Here is a 16,461-nt window from a genome sequence, read left to right as displayed (position 1 = left end):
ACATTCATTTTTAAGAACTCAATCTTTCAAATTCTCACGCTTAATCAGTTTAGGCTTAGGAATCGGCTTAGTAATTTCAACACTTTTAGCAGGAATCGTCAAATCTTTAACTGCTTTAACATCAGTCAAATTCTCGCGTTTAGGCTTAGGAATCGGTTTAGTAATTTCAACACTTTTTGCAGGAGTCGTCAAATCTTCAACCGCTTCAGCAATTACCTGCACTTGCATTGGTGTTAAGCAATCAGCAGAACTTACTATCATTTGTAGTAGTGCGGGAATACCTTGCAAAACCGGAACTGAGCAATCAGTCACTCCTAACCATTTAGCTACAGGAAAAATTACAGGAGCCTTAACTACTCCATCAGGTAGATTAGGAATCAAACAATTAATCCACTGACTAAACATTTTTTGATGATAGATACTTTGAGAAGTTGGACTATTTGATATTACTTCCCAGTTATTTCCCTCTCGTCGTTTCCATTTATCTTTATAAGCAGTAAATGACCCTTTCCAAGTTTTTACCTCTACTAAAAAAATTCCACCTGCACCAATAATTAATAAATCTATTTCTGTTAAAGTATTTACGTTAGAGGTAGGTATTAAAGCATTATTAAATATTACCCAGCTATCAGGTAATGATTTCAGCAGCAGTGAAACACCAAATTCACCCAAATTGCCTTTAATTTGGTTTTGAAATTGCTTAATTTCAAATACTGCTGCACCCAATGAACCCAAAAAACCATTACCTAATGATTCTTGAACTTCTTGCCGTTTGACAGATTTTTTTACATCAACCTGTTGTTGGAATTTTTCCCTAAGCGCCGGTGATTGTTTAAGGGTTCGCATAAAATTTTAATTCTCTTCGTTTAATTCTTGTGCAGTAGAATAACTTAACCATAATGATTTTTGTCTATTATAATGATCCTCAAGTTCTGCAAGTAATCCATACTTTTTAAATAATTTTTCAGTTCTTCTAAGTAAATCGTACATTTTACCGTGAGTATGATTTTTTCTTCTGATTTTGCTATAGTCAGCTTTTAGTAATTCTTTGTACTTGTTGAATTTGTCTATATCCAGAAGTATTTCTTTACTTATACTCATAAGATATAGATTGATATCTAGGAAAAATATCTCTATTTTCTCTTGTATATCTTGTTGGTGATGGTAATTTTTAAATATTTTTATTTCCCTATATTTTTCACTGCTCAAACCTCTAGCTTTCTCGTTTTGCATTATATTACCAAGAAGAGAATTTAAAGTTGTGTAATATTTATAAAATTTATCTGTATCTTCAATTTTTAAAACCCCAATTTGTTTTATAGTAGACTCATATATATTATCTTCTCTGCTCTGAGTAACCTTGAACTCAATATTTTCCATGTCTGATTCATATACAAAATCTTGAATGGATCTATCAATTTCCTTTAAACACTCGCAGTGAAATTCCATACTTGCAATAAGTATCTTCGCTATTTTCTTCTGTTCCTGAGTTTTCCTGAAGCTTTCTAAAGCTCTGTTTCCAATATAGATGCTTATAACTGCCCCAAAAGTTATTAATAATTGTGCAATTATTTTATTATCAAGTATTTTATTAAAATCTGGTGATAAATTATGAAAAATATATGTAGACAAAAATGGGGAAATCAAAAAAAGTAAAGAAGGCAAAATAATAGGTCTATCTCTAAACCAGTTAACTGATAATTGCAATATATCAATATCAGAGTTTATCCTTACAGCCTGCCAAATTAGCCATAAACCTATCAAACTGGTTATGGCTAAACTCCAAATAACTTCTGAAGATAAATGTATATTCATCTTTGATTTAAAAGCAAAACTTAATTATGTATTCATGATAAAACAGTATTAAAAATTACACAACTCGAAGATCCCCCCAACCCCCCTTTTTAAGGGGGGCTAAAAACGGCTATAGAGGGTTAGAGTTGCATCCAAAACAAACCTAACCCCCAACCCCTTCCCAGCTCTCCCTAGCCCTCCCCTAAGAGGATGTTTGTAAAGTATCAAGTCGTATCGAGATCCCCCCTAGCCCACGCCACATGCTTCAAGTCGGCGGAGCCGCCCAACGCAGTGGCTCCCCTTAAAAAAGGGGGGAAAACTTCTTAAAGTCCCCCTTTTTAAGGGGGATTTAGGGGGATCTAAAACTTTTTGCTACCAACAAGAGAACTTTTAAAACATCCTCTAAGAGGAGAGGGGAAAGGAAAAGCTTTTATTGCGGGGAAGGGGAGCAAGATTCAAAGCCTCTCTCCTCTTAGGAGAGAGGTTTGGAGAGAGGTTCTTAAATCAATGCAAAACTTCTAAACCCAAAGCCACAGCACCCCACAACGGTGCATCATCACCCAGCACCGCACGGACAATTTCAAAATTAACTTCTGGTAACGCTGTCTCTCGCGCTACTCTTCGCACCACTTGCCAAAAAGCCTCTCCCGCTTTTGTCACACCACCACCCAAAACAAAGCGCTGGGGGTTCATCAAGTTTGCGACATTGCCAATACCCACACCTAGCGCCCAAGCTGCCTTTTGCAAAACTTCCTGAGCTAAATTATCTCCCTCTGCTGCCGCTTGACTGACTAATTGCCCCGTAAGTAGGCTTAAATTATCCCCTACTAAATTCCTCAATATCTCTCCCCTGACGATGCCTTTTCGACTCAGAGATTCAGCTGCTAAAATTTCTCTGGCATTTTGGGCCATGTAGGGGCCAGATGCTAAACGTTCCACACAACCGCGCTTACCACACAGACATACTGGCCCATGAGGATCGACAACCATATGTCCAATTTCCCCAGCCATCCCTGATGCACCCCGCCAAGGTTTGCCATTGAGTATCCAACCACCACCCACGCCGGTGCTGATGGTGATGTAAAACAGGCTTTCGTATCCCTGCCCAGCACCAAAGCGATGTTCGCCTAAAGCCGCTACATTGGCATCGTTGTCTACAGTCACAGGCACGCGATATTCTTCTTCTAGCAAGTCTTTCAGGGGTATGTTTTCCCAGCCGGGGACATGGTGAGAGAGTCGCACTAAACCTGTGGCTGCGTCTACTGGGCCGCCAAAACTAACACCAATGGCATCGGGTTTTGAGCCTTTGAGTAGAGAATCAATTAGCGATCGCATTATATCTAAATCACTCAGCACATCTGCATTCGCCGGTGAGAGACGACTTTCATAACGTAGCCACTCCCTAGAACCGACATTTACCGTCGCCGCCGCCAGTTTAGTTCCGCCAAAATCAAGAGCTAATATAAATGCCATAACTATTATAAAAATAGGGACTGGGGCCTTGGGCATTGGGCATTAGTAATTGACAATTTTAATTAATCTTTTATATTCCCCATTCCCTATTCCCCTTGCTTAATTATCGCCTCAATAAACTGTTGCAAGCGTTCATAATGTGACCCTTTCCAATAAATTTGAGCACAGTCTTGACAGCGATGAAATTCATGAGTCTGCAATTGTACAGTTTCAGGCAATTGGTCAATAACAGATTCTTTAGCTACAGCTTCTAATAACCCATTGCACCGTAAACATCTTTGAAAGGGCGATAATTTTTTAAATAAGTCGAAGCGTCGTAATACTTCCACTATTTGCTCTTGAGGTTGAGTGTTTCTTACATAATAACCATGCACCACCAAGCTCCGCATTAATAGACCTTTATCACGAGTCAAGAGTATCCGTTCTTCCCTAGAAGATATTTGTGCTAATTCTTCATCCTCATAATCATTACGGTATAAAGTATCAAAGCCTAACAATCTTAAAGATGTCGCTAGCTTACCTAAATGAATATCTAAAACAAAGCGAATTACACTGAGCGCTTTTGGTCGCACAGAAATAATTTGTGTAGTCACAGCTATAGCAGAAATTGGATAAACATGGATAGTATCTTTATCCTGCACAATGTAAGAAAAATTTACATATTCCCCATTAACTTTTATACAATCAACTTCTGGATGGGGCACACCTAAAGCCTCAATCATGTCTTTAATAGAGGCTCTCTCTGCAAAGGAGTGAGATATTCTGACCTGCTTTTTATGTCGTGGTAAAAAATCATTCAATTCTGCATAAAAGTAGAAAAAAGCAACAGCCATAGTATTCATCATTGGTCATTGGGCATTAGTCATTAGTTATTCTCCCAATTTCTCCAATTAGGAAGACTCATACCAGGGATATTTGCAATAGTTTGTAATATCTGATAAAGATGATTGATTATATTGAAAGTCTTAATGTTTGCGGGCTTGAGCATTCTCAACTATTCAATGTGAGTTAACTTTAATTTACAAAGCCTACAAAAAGTTAAGACTTGTAAGAAAATTAATAAAAATTGTCAACTACTTGATTTTCTTATTGACTTCAGTTACAGTCGAGGCATATACCCAGAGACCATACCTGATGTGATTTCCAGGAAGCTAGATAAGGTAAAAGGCTAAATCCTAGATTAGAGTGATGCTGATGGTAGTGCTATTCCCCAAGAATTAGCCACTAAGGGCGGATACTAGCTTACCAGGCATAAAATTCAGGCAATCGTTGCGTTTACCTGTAAACCAGACATGTCTATTTTTTTTCCTCAATTGAGAATTATTAGCAATATGGATATAATATTATCTTAAAAGTATGTAGGATTATGCAATTAAGTAAGGAAGACAGGGGCTATTGGTGATTATGTAGATAATTTAAGCAAGAGATTAAAAATCTACCTGGTTGCAAGTAATATTATCAGAAGTAATATATGCTACCTTCACTTCTTAGTCCAGCCTAGTACCGAAAACTCTCTATCCGATCTAGCAAGGTGGAATATATTTGATCATGGTAGAGAAAGCAAGATTCAGCTTGTGAAAATTTCTCAACTGCTAGACAAAAGTAGATACAAATTTAACGTTGTATATACGGAAATATCACTCCTTGGGTATTTGAGTTTGATGATGGAGGATTTATTAACCGGAAAGACGTTAAAAAACAAGGATGTTATAAAGTGGCTACCTGATTTTAAGAGAGGGAATCTATATACTTCCTGTTGATTTATCTTCAGCCAGGAATTTGTAGCCAACAACACGATCATATTTTTCCATTTCCTTTGTCCATAAAATCCATTCATGAGTAAATCTAGATGAATACTTTTTTTTGCTCTGACTATTCGCGGCAAATAGGAGAAGATGTTATTGGTAGCGCGACCAATTACCAAACTTATATTTTAGTCGAGTGTCCTCCTCCTTGGGTATCAGAACCGTTTAATTCCAAATGGGTACCAGAGAATTTGCGGTTTTTGGTAGAAGAAGTGAAGCGTGCTAGACTACCAATCAGCTTTCTGTTAATTGCTAATGATTCATCACACAAAGTAAATCAGACCACCCTATTGATTTATCAAAAACAACAGGGTTTAAGTAGTGGCTACCGCAAGCAAGAGTTTAAGCTAGAAAATATTGAGCAAGTAGCAACCGTTGTCCGAAAATGTTTGTGGAGTAAAAGTCCTGAATCTAAAGTAGAAACCGGTGTAACTAGAGATATTTTAGTCTGTACCCACGGTAGCCATGATAAGTGCTGCGCTAGATATGGCAATCCCTTTTACTTTCATGCTACAGATACTGTTGCTAATTTGTATTTGGATAATGTACGGGTTTGGAGATCAACCCATTTTGGCGGACATAGATTTGCCCCCACAGCCATAGACTTGCCAGAAGGAAGATATTACGGGGTTCTCGATCAAGATACATTCAGTTCGATTCTCACCCGTACTGGCGATATTCAATGTTTAAATAAAGTCTATCGCGGCTGGGGAATTCTGCCAACTGCACTACAGGTGTTGGAAAGAGAATTAATTTTGAACCACGGATGGGACTGGTTTAACTACAAAGTAGCCGGCAAAATTTTAGAGCAAAGTTTAGACAATAATACGATTCTCGCTGAACTAACTTTTGAAAAACCTTCTGGTTCTCTCTACACTTACCAAGCCAAACTTGTGAAAGATCAAGTCAAGAGTCAAGAACTGCGGACTTCTTGCAATGCTTTACAACAGTCAGTGGTTGTAAAATATGCTGTAGATAATCTTTATCTTACCTCTAGAAAGGTAGTAACTTATAGTGTGTAAAAATCTAGGTGATGCATCTACTAACAATCCTAGCTGTAACTGAAGATTTTACATAATTAATTAACTAGCCATCGTGAAGTGCATACACCATAACCCATGAAAAAACCTTAGTTAATCCTGCCTATTACCCATTACCAATTACCAATTACCAATTACCCATTACCAATTACCCATTACCAATTACCAATTACCCATTACCAATTACCAATTACCCATTACCAATATTTAGCAATTTCCGTAGTAGGGCTTGGTCTTCTAATTTGGGTTTTAAACGACCATTTTCGACATCGCGAATCCAGCTTTGGCTTTTACCTGTGAGCTTTGCTAAATCTCTCTGGGAGAGATTTAGATTTTTTCGTGCTTGCAAAATCTGTTCGCCGAGTAAATCGCCTGTGGGTTTGGGCTTTTTTTTGGTATTAGCAGCTTGCCGCTGCTTTTTGTCTGATTCCGAGTTTTGCTGATCCCATTCTGGGGGGAGTTCAAAGGACAAAATTCGGGCATTCATGAGCAGATTCCACTTACCACGGGGACCTGTGTCTGTGAGGCGAGTCTCACCACCACCGTCATTAATCCAAAATTCCAAGGCTTCATCTGGATCTTCGGGTAGATCGACTAATTTTGCCCATAGGGGTTGAATTTCTGGTGGGTAGGTAATTGGGTCAAAAAGTGGTTTGATTCCATAGTGATTGAGCATTTCCAAATCACTTTCAAAGGTTCGCAGTAGGCGCTTGCGTTCTTCCCGTTGTCTAGAGGCTAGGGCGACTTTTTCTTCACCATAAGCAACGCGCAGCAAGGTAGGAATGGTGATGCGTTGTTCTTTGCCCATTTTGGTTTTAAACAGCAACCACAACATGAGTCTGACGGCGCCTTCGTGTTGCTGCCAAATACTCATAACTGTAGTTAAGAGTGTTTTGGGTAGACTGCCATATTGATAGAATGCGGTTCGCTCTTTACAGGCTTGTTTGTTTAAGAAATGTTGTGTCCAGATGCCAGGTCTAATTTTAAAAGTCAGTCCGATGAGATATTTGCAGCCTAGATCATCTTCTTGAAAGTGGTGCTCAATTTTCGTCAAATGCCACAAGCAACTTTGTGTAACTGAGAATCCTCTAATTCGACCTTGTTGGGGCCAGTCTATGGAAATGATCAATGAGCAAGCTTGCTGAACGATGTTTTTCATTAAAGTCAGCTTGGCAATTTTGCTCAGGTCTTTGCGTTTCTCTAGCCCTAAATATTTCTCAATTTGGCGCTCGTCGATGGCAAATTCCTGCTCCCAAGGTTGATCTAAGGCTGTAGCATGGGCGGCGAAAATCAGATGTATGGCTGCGGCTCGGATATCTAGCCCTTCAATTGCTTGTAAGTCTGTGGCTCGATTACCGACTTGCAATGGATCTTGGATGTGAAAGGTAATCGCACCCCGGCCTTGATTAACTTGTCGGCTGTAACATAAGTATCCCTCTTCATCTGTTTCCCAATGTAGAGATGTGCGCTGGGACAATAGATTGCAAGCTTCCCAAATAGCGATCGCAGAAGCAAATGAATGATTTTTGCCATTAGAAAATAAATCTGGACTGGTAGCATCTCGCGGTTCAACTTTACATCTGCCCTTTTTTGCCCGCCAAGGCATAGGAGAATTTGTCGGACAGACGATTACACATTGGGGTTCAGGATAAAAACCTTCACAATTGTTACAAAGACAAGGATCGATCCAGTATTCACCGTTCTCTATTTTGATTGCACCCGTGGGACATAAGGGACGACAGTTGTCACATCCAACGCAACTGTTGTTAGGAATTGTATAAGGCATAATGCTACTCTTCCTACTCTAATCGTTGGGATGTTCGGCTCATGTCTCCCCTGGATGTGTCCTCTTTATTCATAACTGGCTACCAAATTATCTTTATTACAAAAAAAATATTTTTTGCCTCACTAATTACCACATCCAGATTGGGACTTCGCATTCAATTGGTAGCTATTTAACCCTTTCCAGCCACGCCTTTATTGCTTCTTCATTAACTATACATTTCATAAAGATTTCGATAAGATTGTTCAAGGTGAGCTTAGAAGTATTTCTTAAGGTTTGCCAGCATATTTACTCGCATAATTGTTCGTTTTTGACTAAAAAGACTTAGCTAAAGTGTTTTTTAGGAACATCTCTGATTCTGAGGTTTTAATCAAAAATGCATATTTCAAAATAACTGAGATAAATTAAGGCGTATTCTTTTCAAGGTTCAGATCCCCGACTTCTTAAAGAAGTCAGGGGTCTCGTTGTTCAATCAACACAATAACTATTGCCAAAAAATGTCATTTAATAAAGGTTAAGTAAACAGGATAATTACCTGGTAAATCAAGTCATTAAACTTTGATGCTAAAAAGTAAATTTCTAACATTAAAAGCTAAAAAACTTAAGCTAGTATGATGATTAAAGTACCAACTAATTTGTAGGCAAAATTGCCGGGGGTTTATTTATGGCACAACTCACAGGGTTGACATTTGGCGGTAAAACTTGGACACCTAAATTTGCTCAAGAGATTGACAAAGATAAATGTATCGGTTGTGGCAGATGTATTAAAGTGTGTGGTCACAATGTACTGGGTTTAAAGGCACTCAATGAAGAAGGGGAATTTGTGGAAGATGAAGATGATGAAGAAATTGAACGCAAAGTAATGGCTGTTACCTCCCCTGAAAACTGTATTGGTTGTGAAGCTTGTTCACGCATTTGTCCCAAGAACTGCTACAGCCATACCACAGTAAACAATTAAGTTTTTCTCAGTCTGTTCAAGGTTTTAATTTTTACAAGGAGGCACTATTTAAAGGGCGAATTGTCAAGCAAGGTAACCGGAGGGGAATCCTAAATATTTACCGGAATTGGGTAAAAAGTTCACTGTAAACAAAAACGTAAATCGCTAATTGTTATCTATTAACAAATTAATACTTGCTGCTAATTTAGCCTAATGAATGTGCAGTGCAACATTCTGAGTTGTTAAATTAATAATTAGAAGGAGGAATACAAGTTCTCTTGTTTCCTACTTCTAGCTGTAGCTATGAGGTTTTACTCAGTCACTATTAATGGTGTAGTCTTAAAAAAATTAGCTTTTCTGGAAACAGCATGGCTATCTTTGTCATAGGATATCAAATAAAATTTTTTTTAATTTTTTGGGGGAAAGATATGAAAAAATCTGGAAGTTTCCCCCATTTTGTCTGGCTACAAGTTAGAAAGTTAGTAAGTGGGATCAGGATTTAAGGATGACAGGATGAACAGGATAAAAGGATTTAATCAGGATTTAAGGATGACAGGATGAGCAGGATTAATCTTTAGATTTCTCAAGTTAATCATGTTAATTCTTTAATCTGAAAATCCTCAGGATGAGCAGGATTAGTCTTTATACCTAAAATCAATCTTGTTAATCTTGTTAATCCTAAAATCCTGATTCCGATTACTCATAGTTTCCCAGAAAATCGCAGATTGAATTACGGTTTACAGCGCAGGTAACATGTATGCAAAAAGTCCCTGTTTCACTGTGGACGCTGTTAGCTGGGTTGTTAATTTCAGCTATCAGCATCTTGATTGGTCAAAACCACACTCTAATGCCGGTGCAAGCATCGCTACAAGCGCCTTTGGTAGACGGATTCTTCAATATCATGTTTACCATCGCTATTGCCCTGTTTTTAGTAGTAGAAGGAACCATTGTAATTTTTTTGATTAAGTATCGTCGCCGTCGGGGTGATGATACTGATGGTGTGCCTGTGGAAGGGAACACTGCTTTAGAAATTTTTTGGACTGCTGTCCCTACAGTAATTGTGGTTGTTTTGGGCATCTACAGTGTGGATGTTTATAACAAAATGGGCGGGTTTGAGCCTGCGGGACATGTTCATTCTTCGGCTCATGTTGCTCATGTTTCAGGTAGTGCAATGGCTGCTACTTTGAATGATCAATCAGCATCAACAACTGAGGCGTCAATCGGTATTGGTGGGACGCCTAATGCTCAAGGTAAGCCAGCCGATTTGGTTGTGGATGTGAAGGGGATTCAGTACGCTTGGTTGTTTAATTATCCCGAAAGTGGCATTTCGGCAGGGGAGTTACACGTTCCTGTTGGTGCTGATGTGCAGTTGAATCTCTCAGCAGATGATGTGATTCATTCTTTTTGGGTGCCAAACTTCCGGTTGAAGCAAGATGCGCTTCCTGGTATCGCGACTGAATTGCGTTTCGTCGCTACTAAAGTAGGTACATATCCTGTAGTTTGTGCGGAATTGTGCGGTGGTTATCACGGTTCGATGCGATCGCAAGTTATTGTCCACACCCCAGAAGATTATCAAAGCTGGCTAACAGAAAACCAACTTGCACAACAGCAAGATATGCATCAAGCGGTTGCAGTTAACCCAGCTAATTTATCAACTTCGGAGTTTCTTGCACCTCATGTCCGCGATATGGGTATTAGTGCTGCAACTTTAAAGTCATTAGTCATTAGTCATTAGTCATTGGTCATTGCTAACTGACAACCGACAACTGACAACCGACAACTGACTCACAACTGACAACTGGCAAAACTATGACACAAGTAGAATTTCCCCGGAATACGCCATCCGCAGGAAATCACTCCTCTCATCCGACGGCGTGGAAATGGCAAGATTACTTTACATTTAATGTTGACCACAAGGTGATTGGTATCCAATACCTGGTGACAGCGTTTTTCTTTTATCTGATCGGTGGACTGATGGCGATCGCGATTCGTGCCGAATTAGCGACACCAGATTCCGACGTCCTCGACCCGAACCTGTATAACGCTTTTATGACCAATCACGGGACGATCATGATCTTTTTATGGATCGTTCCCAGTGCAATTGGCGGTTTTGGCAACTATCTAGTACCGCTGATGATTGGTGCTAGAGATATGGCTTTCCCCAAACTGAATGCGATCGCCTTTTGGTTAAACCCACCAGCCGGATTACTGCTGTTAGGTAGTTTCATTTTTGGCGGTTCTCAATCAGGCTGGACAGCTTACCCACCTTTGAGTTTGGTGACAGCACACGCTGCTCAAACTATGTGGATTTTAGCGATCGTCTTGGTGGGAACTTCCTCAATTTTGGGTTCACTGAACTTTGTGATCACCATCTTGATGATGAAGGTTCCCAGCATGAAATGGGATCAAGTGCCCTTGTTCTGTTGGGCCATGTTGGCAACTTCCATTTTGGCACTTCTCTCTACACCAGTGCTAGCAGCGGGTTTAGTGCTGCTGTTGTTTGACCTAAACTTTGGTACCTCCTTCTTTAAACCAGATGCCGGCGGTAACGTAGTTATTTACCAGCATTTATTCTGGTTTTATTCTCACCCGGCAGTTTATTTAATGATTCTGCCGATCTTCGGCATTATGTCCGAGGTAATTCCGGTACACGCGCGCAAACCAATTTTTGGTTATAAAGCGATCGCTTATTCCAGCGTCGCTATCTGCGTCGTCGGTTTGTTCGTCTGGGTTCACCACATGTTTACCAGCGGCACATCCGGGCCGATGCGGATCTTCTTCACCATCACTACCCTGATTGTCGCCGTACCCACTGGCGTTAAGATATTTGGCTGGGTAGCAACCCTTTGGGGTGGTAAAATCCGCTTCACCAGCGCCATGCTATTTGCGATCGGCTTACTATCCATGTTCGTCATGGGTGGTTTAAGCGGCGTCACAATGGGAACAGCCCCCTTTGACCTTCACGTCCACGACACCTATTATGTCGTCGGACACTTCCACTACGTCCTGTTTGGTGGTTCCGTGTTTGGCATCTACGCCGGCATCTACCACTGGTTCCCCAAAATGACAGGCCGGAAACTGGATGAAACCTGGGGTCGTGTTCACTTTGCCCTCACCTTCATCGGCACTAATCTCACCTTCTTACCCATGCATGAATTGGGTTTACAAGGAATGCCCCGACGAGTTGCCATGTATGACCCGCAATTTGTCAACCTCAATGTAATTTGCACCATCGGTTCATTTATCTTGGGGATATCGGTACTTCCTTTTGCTTACAACATCATTAAAAGTTGGCGCAAAGGTGCATTAGCCGGTGATAACCCTTGGCAAGCTTTAACCTTAGAATGGACAACCAGTTCTCCACCCATCATTGAAAACTGGGAAGTGCTGCCTGTTGTCACTCATGGCCCCTACGACTACGGTCATGGTCATAGTGCTGCTATACAACCACCTGGAACACCAGAAGTTAGTGTTTAATTAGATCCCCCCGCCCCGACCCCCTTAAAAAGGGGGTAAAGGAAGAATTAAAACATCTTTCTCAGGGCATAAGCATAAGCCGAAAATTAAGCCCCCCTTTCTAAGGGGGGTTGGGGGGATCTCCTGTTGATCAAAAAAGACTGCCATGTTTTGGATGAAGGCTTTCATCCTTTACCTAGCCCTTGTTGGGCATTTATTCAGAGGCTAAAGAGATGACCATCGCGACGACGACAAGTGAACATCACGAAGCACATCCAGATTTGCGAGTCTGGGGACTGTTAACTTTCCTCGCTTCTGAATCCCTAATGTTTGGGGGATTTTTTGCCACTTATTTGTTCTTTAAAGCCATCACACCAGTTTGGCCACCAGAAGGAATGGAAGTAGAGTTATTCGTGCCGACGATTAACACCGTTATTCTGGTTTCTAGTAGTTTCGTCATTCACTTGGGTGATGTGGCGATTAAAAAGAATAATGTTAAGGGAATGCGTTTGTGGTATGGAATTACTGCAATCATGGGCGCGATTTTCTTGGTTGGTCAAGTGTATGAATACACTAATTTAGGCTACGGTCTAACTACCAACGTTTTCTCCAACTGCTTTTACATCTTGACTGGGTTCCACGGCTTGCACGTATTTGTGGGACTTTTGTGGATGTTGAATGTATTGTGGCGATCGCGCGTTCCTGGTCATTATTCTGCCACCAATCACACTGGCATTGAAATGGCAGAAATTTATTGGCACTTTGTAGACATCATCTGGATTGTTCTCTTCACCTTGGTCTACGTTCTCAATATTTTCTAAATTGGTAATTCAACAAGATTCCCGACTTCTCTAAGAAGTCGGGAATCTGAAGCCAATTACCTTAGGAGGTTATGATGCAAGTTGATGCCCAAAAGTTATCATGGTTTCAGGTTCCAGAAGATATTAAAGAGTTATTAATCTTGGCGGCGAAGACCTGGGAAAATACCGCTGAATCTGAGCAGTATATGCAACAAGCTTTAGCTAAAGCTGGGGAAAATATCGACGTTTTAATTGCAGCATATAGATATTTTTACTACAAAAATAATTTTATTCTGGCGCTGCAAACAGTAGTCAAAGTCACAGATAAAATTAAAGCAGCCGAGAATTTTTCTGATGATTGGGAAAAGCTTAAACCTATATTGATTAGGCGCAAGGAAGAACCCCAAATTAGATTGTACTTAAATGCTTATGCTGCTTCTGGATTAGTCTTAGCTAAATTAGGAGAAATAGAGCCAGCTAAAGAAGTTAGTGCCAGAGTGAAAGAGATTGATGAAAAAAATGATTTTGGTGCGGGTATCCTCTTGGATATTTTGACACGTCCACCAGAAGAAGATGATTAGTCATTGGTCATTGGTCATTGGTCATTAGTCATTGGTCATTAGTCATTGGTCATTGGTCATTGGTCATTGGTCATTGGTCATTGGTCATTGGTCATTGGTCATTGGTCATTGGTCATTGGTCATTGGTCATTGGTCATTGGTCATTAGTCATTGGTCATTAGTCATTTAGTTTAAAGATTATGACAGGTAAGGATTGGCTTGTAACTGGAGATGGGCAGTATCAAGCCTGTAAATCGGCGAGAGCATGGGATTTGTTGCGGGATAATTATCGTCTTTATCGGTTTCTAACTGAGGTAGAGGATGTTATCAATGAGGCTGAAGATGAATCTGTTTTTTTACCTAAAATTCGGCTGTTGGTAAGGCGGTTGATTGTAAATTCCTATTGGGTACAGAGTCAATTTTTAGAACCTGATCCAAAAACGGGAACTTCTGTTTTACTTCTTTACCATGAGTTAGGTTTTCCGTTAACGGTGCAAATGGTCAGTTTTGCCCCAGGAATAATGTCTAATATCCATAATCATGGAACTTGGGGAGTAGTGGCGGTGTTAAAAGGTCAGGAAAAAAATACCTTTTGGCGGCGAAGTCAGAGCGTTGAGTTTCCAGATAAAATTGAAACTACGGGAGAAATTAGCTTATTACCTGGTGACATAATTAGCTTGACTCATGATGCAATTCACCGTGTAAAAGCGGTGGGTGATGAACCAACTGTTACTTTTAATATTTATGGCGAAACTGACTCACGAAAGAGATTTGAATTTGATGCGGTTAACCATATTGCTAAAAAGTTTTAAGCTGAGTGGCACAAGGTCAAATAATTATTTAAGCTAGAAAATAAGCGCTAAATGAAATAGCCCAGACGATTAAAATCGCGGCACTTTCCACGAAGTCCTCGTTGAGTGGGACTAAATGCCTAAATTTAAAGGGAACTAAATTTTCGGTGTTTCGCTTCAATTATTGTCACTAGGAGAAAATCTCAATGACGAGAGTAATTTTTTATGAAAAACCAGGCTGTCAAGGTGGTGCGAAGCAAAAGGCTTTGCTGACAGCGGCAGGTCATGAGGTAGTGGCATATAATCTGTTAGCAGAACCTTGGACTGTTGAAAAGCTGCGGTCATTTTTTGGCAAAAGCACTGTAGCCGAATGGTTTAACAAATCTGCACCCCGAATCAAGTCTGGTGAGGTAGTTCCCGAAAAAGTCGATGCTGATACCGCTTTAGCGCTGATGATTCAAGATCCGCTGTTGATTCGTCGTCCTTTACTTCAAGTTGGCGATCGCCGCGAAGTCGGTTTTGATGTCGCCAAAATTGATGCCTGGATTGGCTTACAGCCTGTTGACGAGTCCCAAAAGGCAATTATGGAAGAACTCCTAGCACAGAACTTACAAGGTTGTTCCCACAACCATGAACACCACCACGAAAAAGGAAAGTGCAAACATTAGCTATATTCCGTAGAATAGGCGTCCCGCCTGTTCACAGACACCCCTAGAATCAAGATAGTTATAGCGCCTAGAATGCTTGCCATTCTAGGCGTTCTCATTTTGATCAGGACTTACGCAAAAATGATGTAAGAGCAAGGATTTACCGTAGGGGCAATTCATGAATTGCCCCTACATTTCGTACTTGATGCGTAAGTCCTATGATTATAAATTTTTAACTGGTTTAGCGATCGCAACTATTTGATAGTTTGTAGTAAGCACGGAGAATGCTTATCACAATCAGGACTAAAGTCCTGACTACGAACTTGCGCTTAATTCTTGCTGGTTTGTGGTAACTGTGTTGCAATGAGTGTATTAGATTACTCAGCAAAACCTATGGAACCGACAACTTTAGCATTAGCGATCGCTACTATATTTCTCACCAAAGCACTAGAAAAATCCGGTGAGAACTTCAGCGACGGTTTTACGAAAAAGATTGGTGAAGTACTTGCAAAAATTCGCAAACATTCCCCAGAGACAGCCACAGCACTAGCAGCAGCTGATCCACAAGTTTTAAATCTAGATAAAACAGTCTTAGAACAAATTCCACCCGATCCGATTTTTGCCGAATTGGTCGATACTGCCGATGCAGAGAAAAATGCCACATTTCAGGATAAGTTTCAAGCAGTGAAAACAGGTGGCACAATTAACATTATTGGCAAACAGATTACCGTTACACAAGCTGGTACAGGTAACACCCAAACCAACACCTTCAGCAACTTCTAAAGTATGAAAGTGCGAGAAGTCATAAACTTGCTTGAATCAGATGGCTGGTATCTGGTGGGAACCGAAGGTAGTCATCGTCAGTTTAAGCATTCAATAAAGCCAGGCAAGGTAACGGTATCAGGCAAAATGAGTGATGATGTGAGGAAAGGAACTTTGTCAAGCATTCTCAGACAAGCAGGACTGAAATGATGGATAAGTATCTGATTGTTTTAGAAAAGAGCGAAACAGGATTTTCGGCATACTCACCTGATGTGTGGGGTTGCATTGCTACAGGTGAGACACTAGAAGAAACTTTAGAGAATATGCGTTCAGCGCTAGTTTTCCATCTGCAAAATAGCGAATCAGTTCCCCAACCTCGCGGCATTGATGCCTATTTGGATGCATTGCACGAGTCAGAGGGTGAGGAATTTTATTTAACACATATCGGTGTCAGAGTATTCAAATAAACCACAACACATCTAATTTGTATATCTAAATTAGATGAAACTCTTGTGGGGTGGGCATCTTGCCCGCCCTAATTATCACCATTTTCATCTTATATATTATGGCGAAAACACACCCCACCCTTAGATATTTTTTAATTGAAACTCTT

Annotated in this window: 16 protein-coding genes; 11 read left to right on the top strand and 5 right to left on the bottom strand. The window is 40.3% G+C overall.

The features are described from left to right. Positions 1-18: 18 nt before the first annotated feature. The 4 genes from CYLST_RS26220 to CYLST_RS26205 form a co-directional block, all read right to left on the bottom strand. On the bottom strand, positions 19-846 hold the full coding sequence (locus CYLST_RS26220) for a nuclease-related domain-containing protein (protein WP_015210761.1): 828 nt from the start codon (positions 844-846) through the stop codon (positions 19-21). Between the two features lie 6 nt (positions 847-852). Then, positions 853-1,815: a hypothetical protein gene (locus CYLST_RS26215; RefSeq protein ID WP_015210760.1), complete on the bottom strand. Its 963-nt coding sequence runs from the start codon at positions 1,813-1,815 to the stop codon at positions 853-855. Between the two features lie 483 nt (positions 1,816-2,298). Continuing rightward, complete coding sequence (locus CYLST_RS26210; protein WP_041233918.1) at positions 2,299-3,267, bottom strand: ROK family protein; 969 nt, start codon at positions 3,265-3,267, stop codon at positions 2,299-2,301. Between the two features lie 86 nt (positions 3,268-3,353). After that, the gene (locus CYLST_RS26205) at positions 3,354-4,100 is read right to left on the bottom strand and encodes a Mut7-C RNAse domain-containing protein (protein ID WP_041233917.1); all 747 of its coding nucleotides are present in this window, start codon (positions 4,098-4,100) and stop codon (positions 3,354-3,356) included. Between the two features lie 1,016 nt (positions 4,101-5,116). Between CYLST_RS26205 and CYLST_RS26195 the strand changes: the two genes are divergently transcribed. Next, positions 5,117-6,094, top strand: coding sequence for a ferredoxin family protein (locus tag CYLST_RS26195; RefSeq protein WP_015210757.1), 978 nt, complete (start codon positions 5,117-5,119; stop codon positions 6,092-6,094). A 208-nt stretch (positions 6,095-6,302) separates the two neighbouring features. On the opposite strand, the gene CYLST_RS26190 is transcribed toward CYLST_RS26195, so the two are convergent. After that, on the bottom strand, positions 6,303-7,898 hold the full coding sequence (locus CYLST_RS26190) for a helix-turn-helix domain-containing protein (protein WP_015210756.1): 1,596 nt from the start codon (positions 7,896-7,898) through the stop codon (positions 6,303-6,305). Between the two features lie 661 nt (positions 7,899-8,559). Here CYLST_RS26190 and fdxB point away from each other — a divergent pair. From fdxB to CYLST_RS26140, 10 genes are all read left to right on the top strand, one after another. Beyond that, a complete protein-coding gene (gene fdxB, locus CYLST_RS26185) occupies positions 8,560-8,853 on the top strand; it encodes a ferredoxin III, nif-specific (RefSeq protein ID WP_015210755.1) in 294 nt (97 codons plus the stop codon). Between the two features lie 736 nt (positions 8,854-9,589). Next, entirely contained in the window at positions 9,590-10,567 is a 978-nt protein-coding gene (coxB, locus tag CYLST_RS26180) for a cytochrome c oxidase subunit II (RefSeq protein ID WP_015210754.1), read from the top strand. A gap of 74 nt (positions 10,568-10,641) precedes the next feature. Continuing rightward, complete coding sequence (gene ctaD, locus CYLST_RS26175; RefSeq protein WP_015210753.1) at positions 10,642-12,309, top strand: cytochrome c oxidase subunit I; 1,668 nt, start codon at positions 10,642-10,644, stop codon at positions 12,307-12,309. 212 nt (positions 12,310-12,521) lie between these two features. After that, positions 12,522-13,109 carry a cytochrome c oxidase subunit 3 gene (locus CYLST_RS26170; RefSeq protein WP_015210752.1) on the top strand — a complete coding sequence of 196 codons (588 nt, stop codon included), beginning with the start codon at positions 12,522-12,524 and terminating at the stop codon, positions 13,107-13,109. Between the two features lie 74 nt (positions 13,110-13,183). Further along, the gene (locus CYLST_RS26165) at positions 13,184-13,669 is read left to right on the top strand and encodes a hypothetical protein (RefSeq protein ID WP_015210751.1); all 486 of its coding nucleotides are present in this window, start codon (positions 13,184-13,186) and stop codon (positions 13,667-13,669) included. A gap of 179 nt (positions 13,670-13,848) precedes the next feature. Next, positions 13,849-14,460, top strand: coding sequence for a cysteine dioxygenase family protein (locus CYLST_RS26160; RefSeq protein ID WP_015210750.1), 612 nt, complete (start codon positions 13,849-13,851; stop codon positions 14,458-14,460). Between the two features lie 185 nt (positions 14,461-14,645). Beyond that, entirely contained in the window at positions 14,646-15,107 is a 462-nt protein-coding gene (locus CYLST_RS26155; protein WP_015210749.1) for an ArsC/Spx/MgsR family protein, read from the top strand. A gap of 342 nt (positions 15,108-15,449) precedes the next feature. Continuing rightward, positions 15,450-15,869, top strand: a complete 420-nt coding sequence (locus CYLST_RS26150) for a hypothetical protein (RefSeq protein ID WP_015210748.1) — start codon at positions 15,450-15,452, stop codon at positions 15,867-15,869. A gap of 3 nt (positions 15,870-15,872) precedes the next feature. Next, positions 15,873-16,058 (top strand): type II toxin-antitoxin system HicA family toxin, encoded by a 186-nt coding sequence (locus tag CYLST_RS26145; protein ID WP_015210747.1) that lies wholly within the window; start codon positions 15,873-15,875, stop codon positions 16,056-16,058. Continuing rightward, on the top strand, positions 16,055-16,315 hold the full coding sequence (locus tag CYLST_RS26140) for a type II toxin-antitoxin system HicB family antitoxin (protein WP_041233275.1): 261 nt from the start codon (positions 16,055-16,057) through the stop codon (positions 16,313-16,315). Before CYLST_RS26145 ends, CYLST_RS26140 begins: the two co-directional genes overlap by 4 nt. Positions 16,316-16,461: the final 146 nt, after the last annotated feature.

This window comes from Cylindrospermum stagnale PCC 7417 (assembly GCF_000317535.1).
Taxonomy (GTDB): domain Bacteria; phylum Cyanobacteriota; class Cyanobacteriia; order Cyanobacteriales; family Nostocaceae; genus Cylindrospermum; species Cylindrospermum stagnale.
This window is presented reverse-complemented; position numbering and strand designations above follow the sequence as displayed.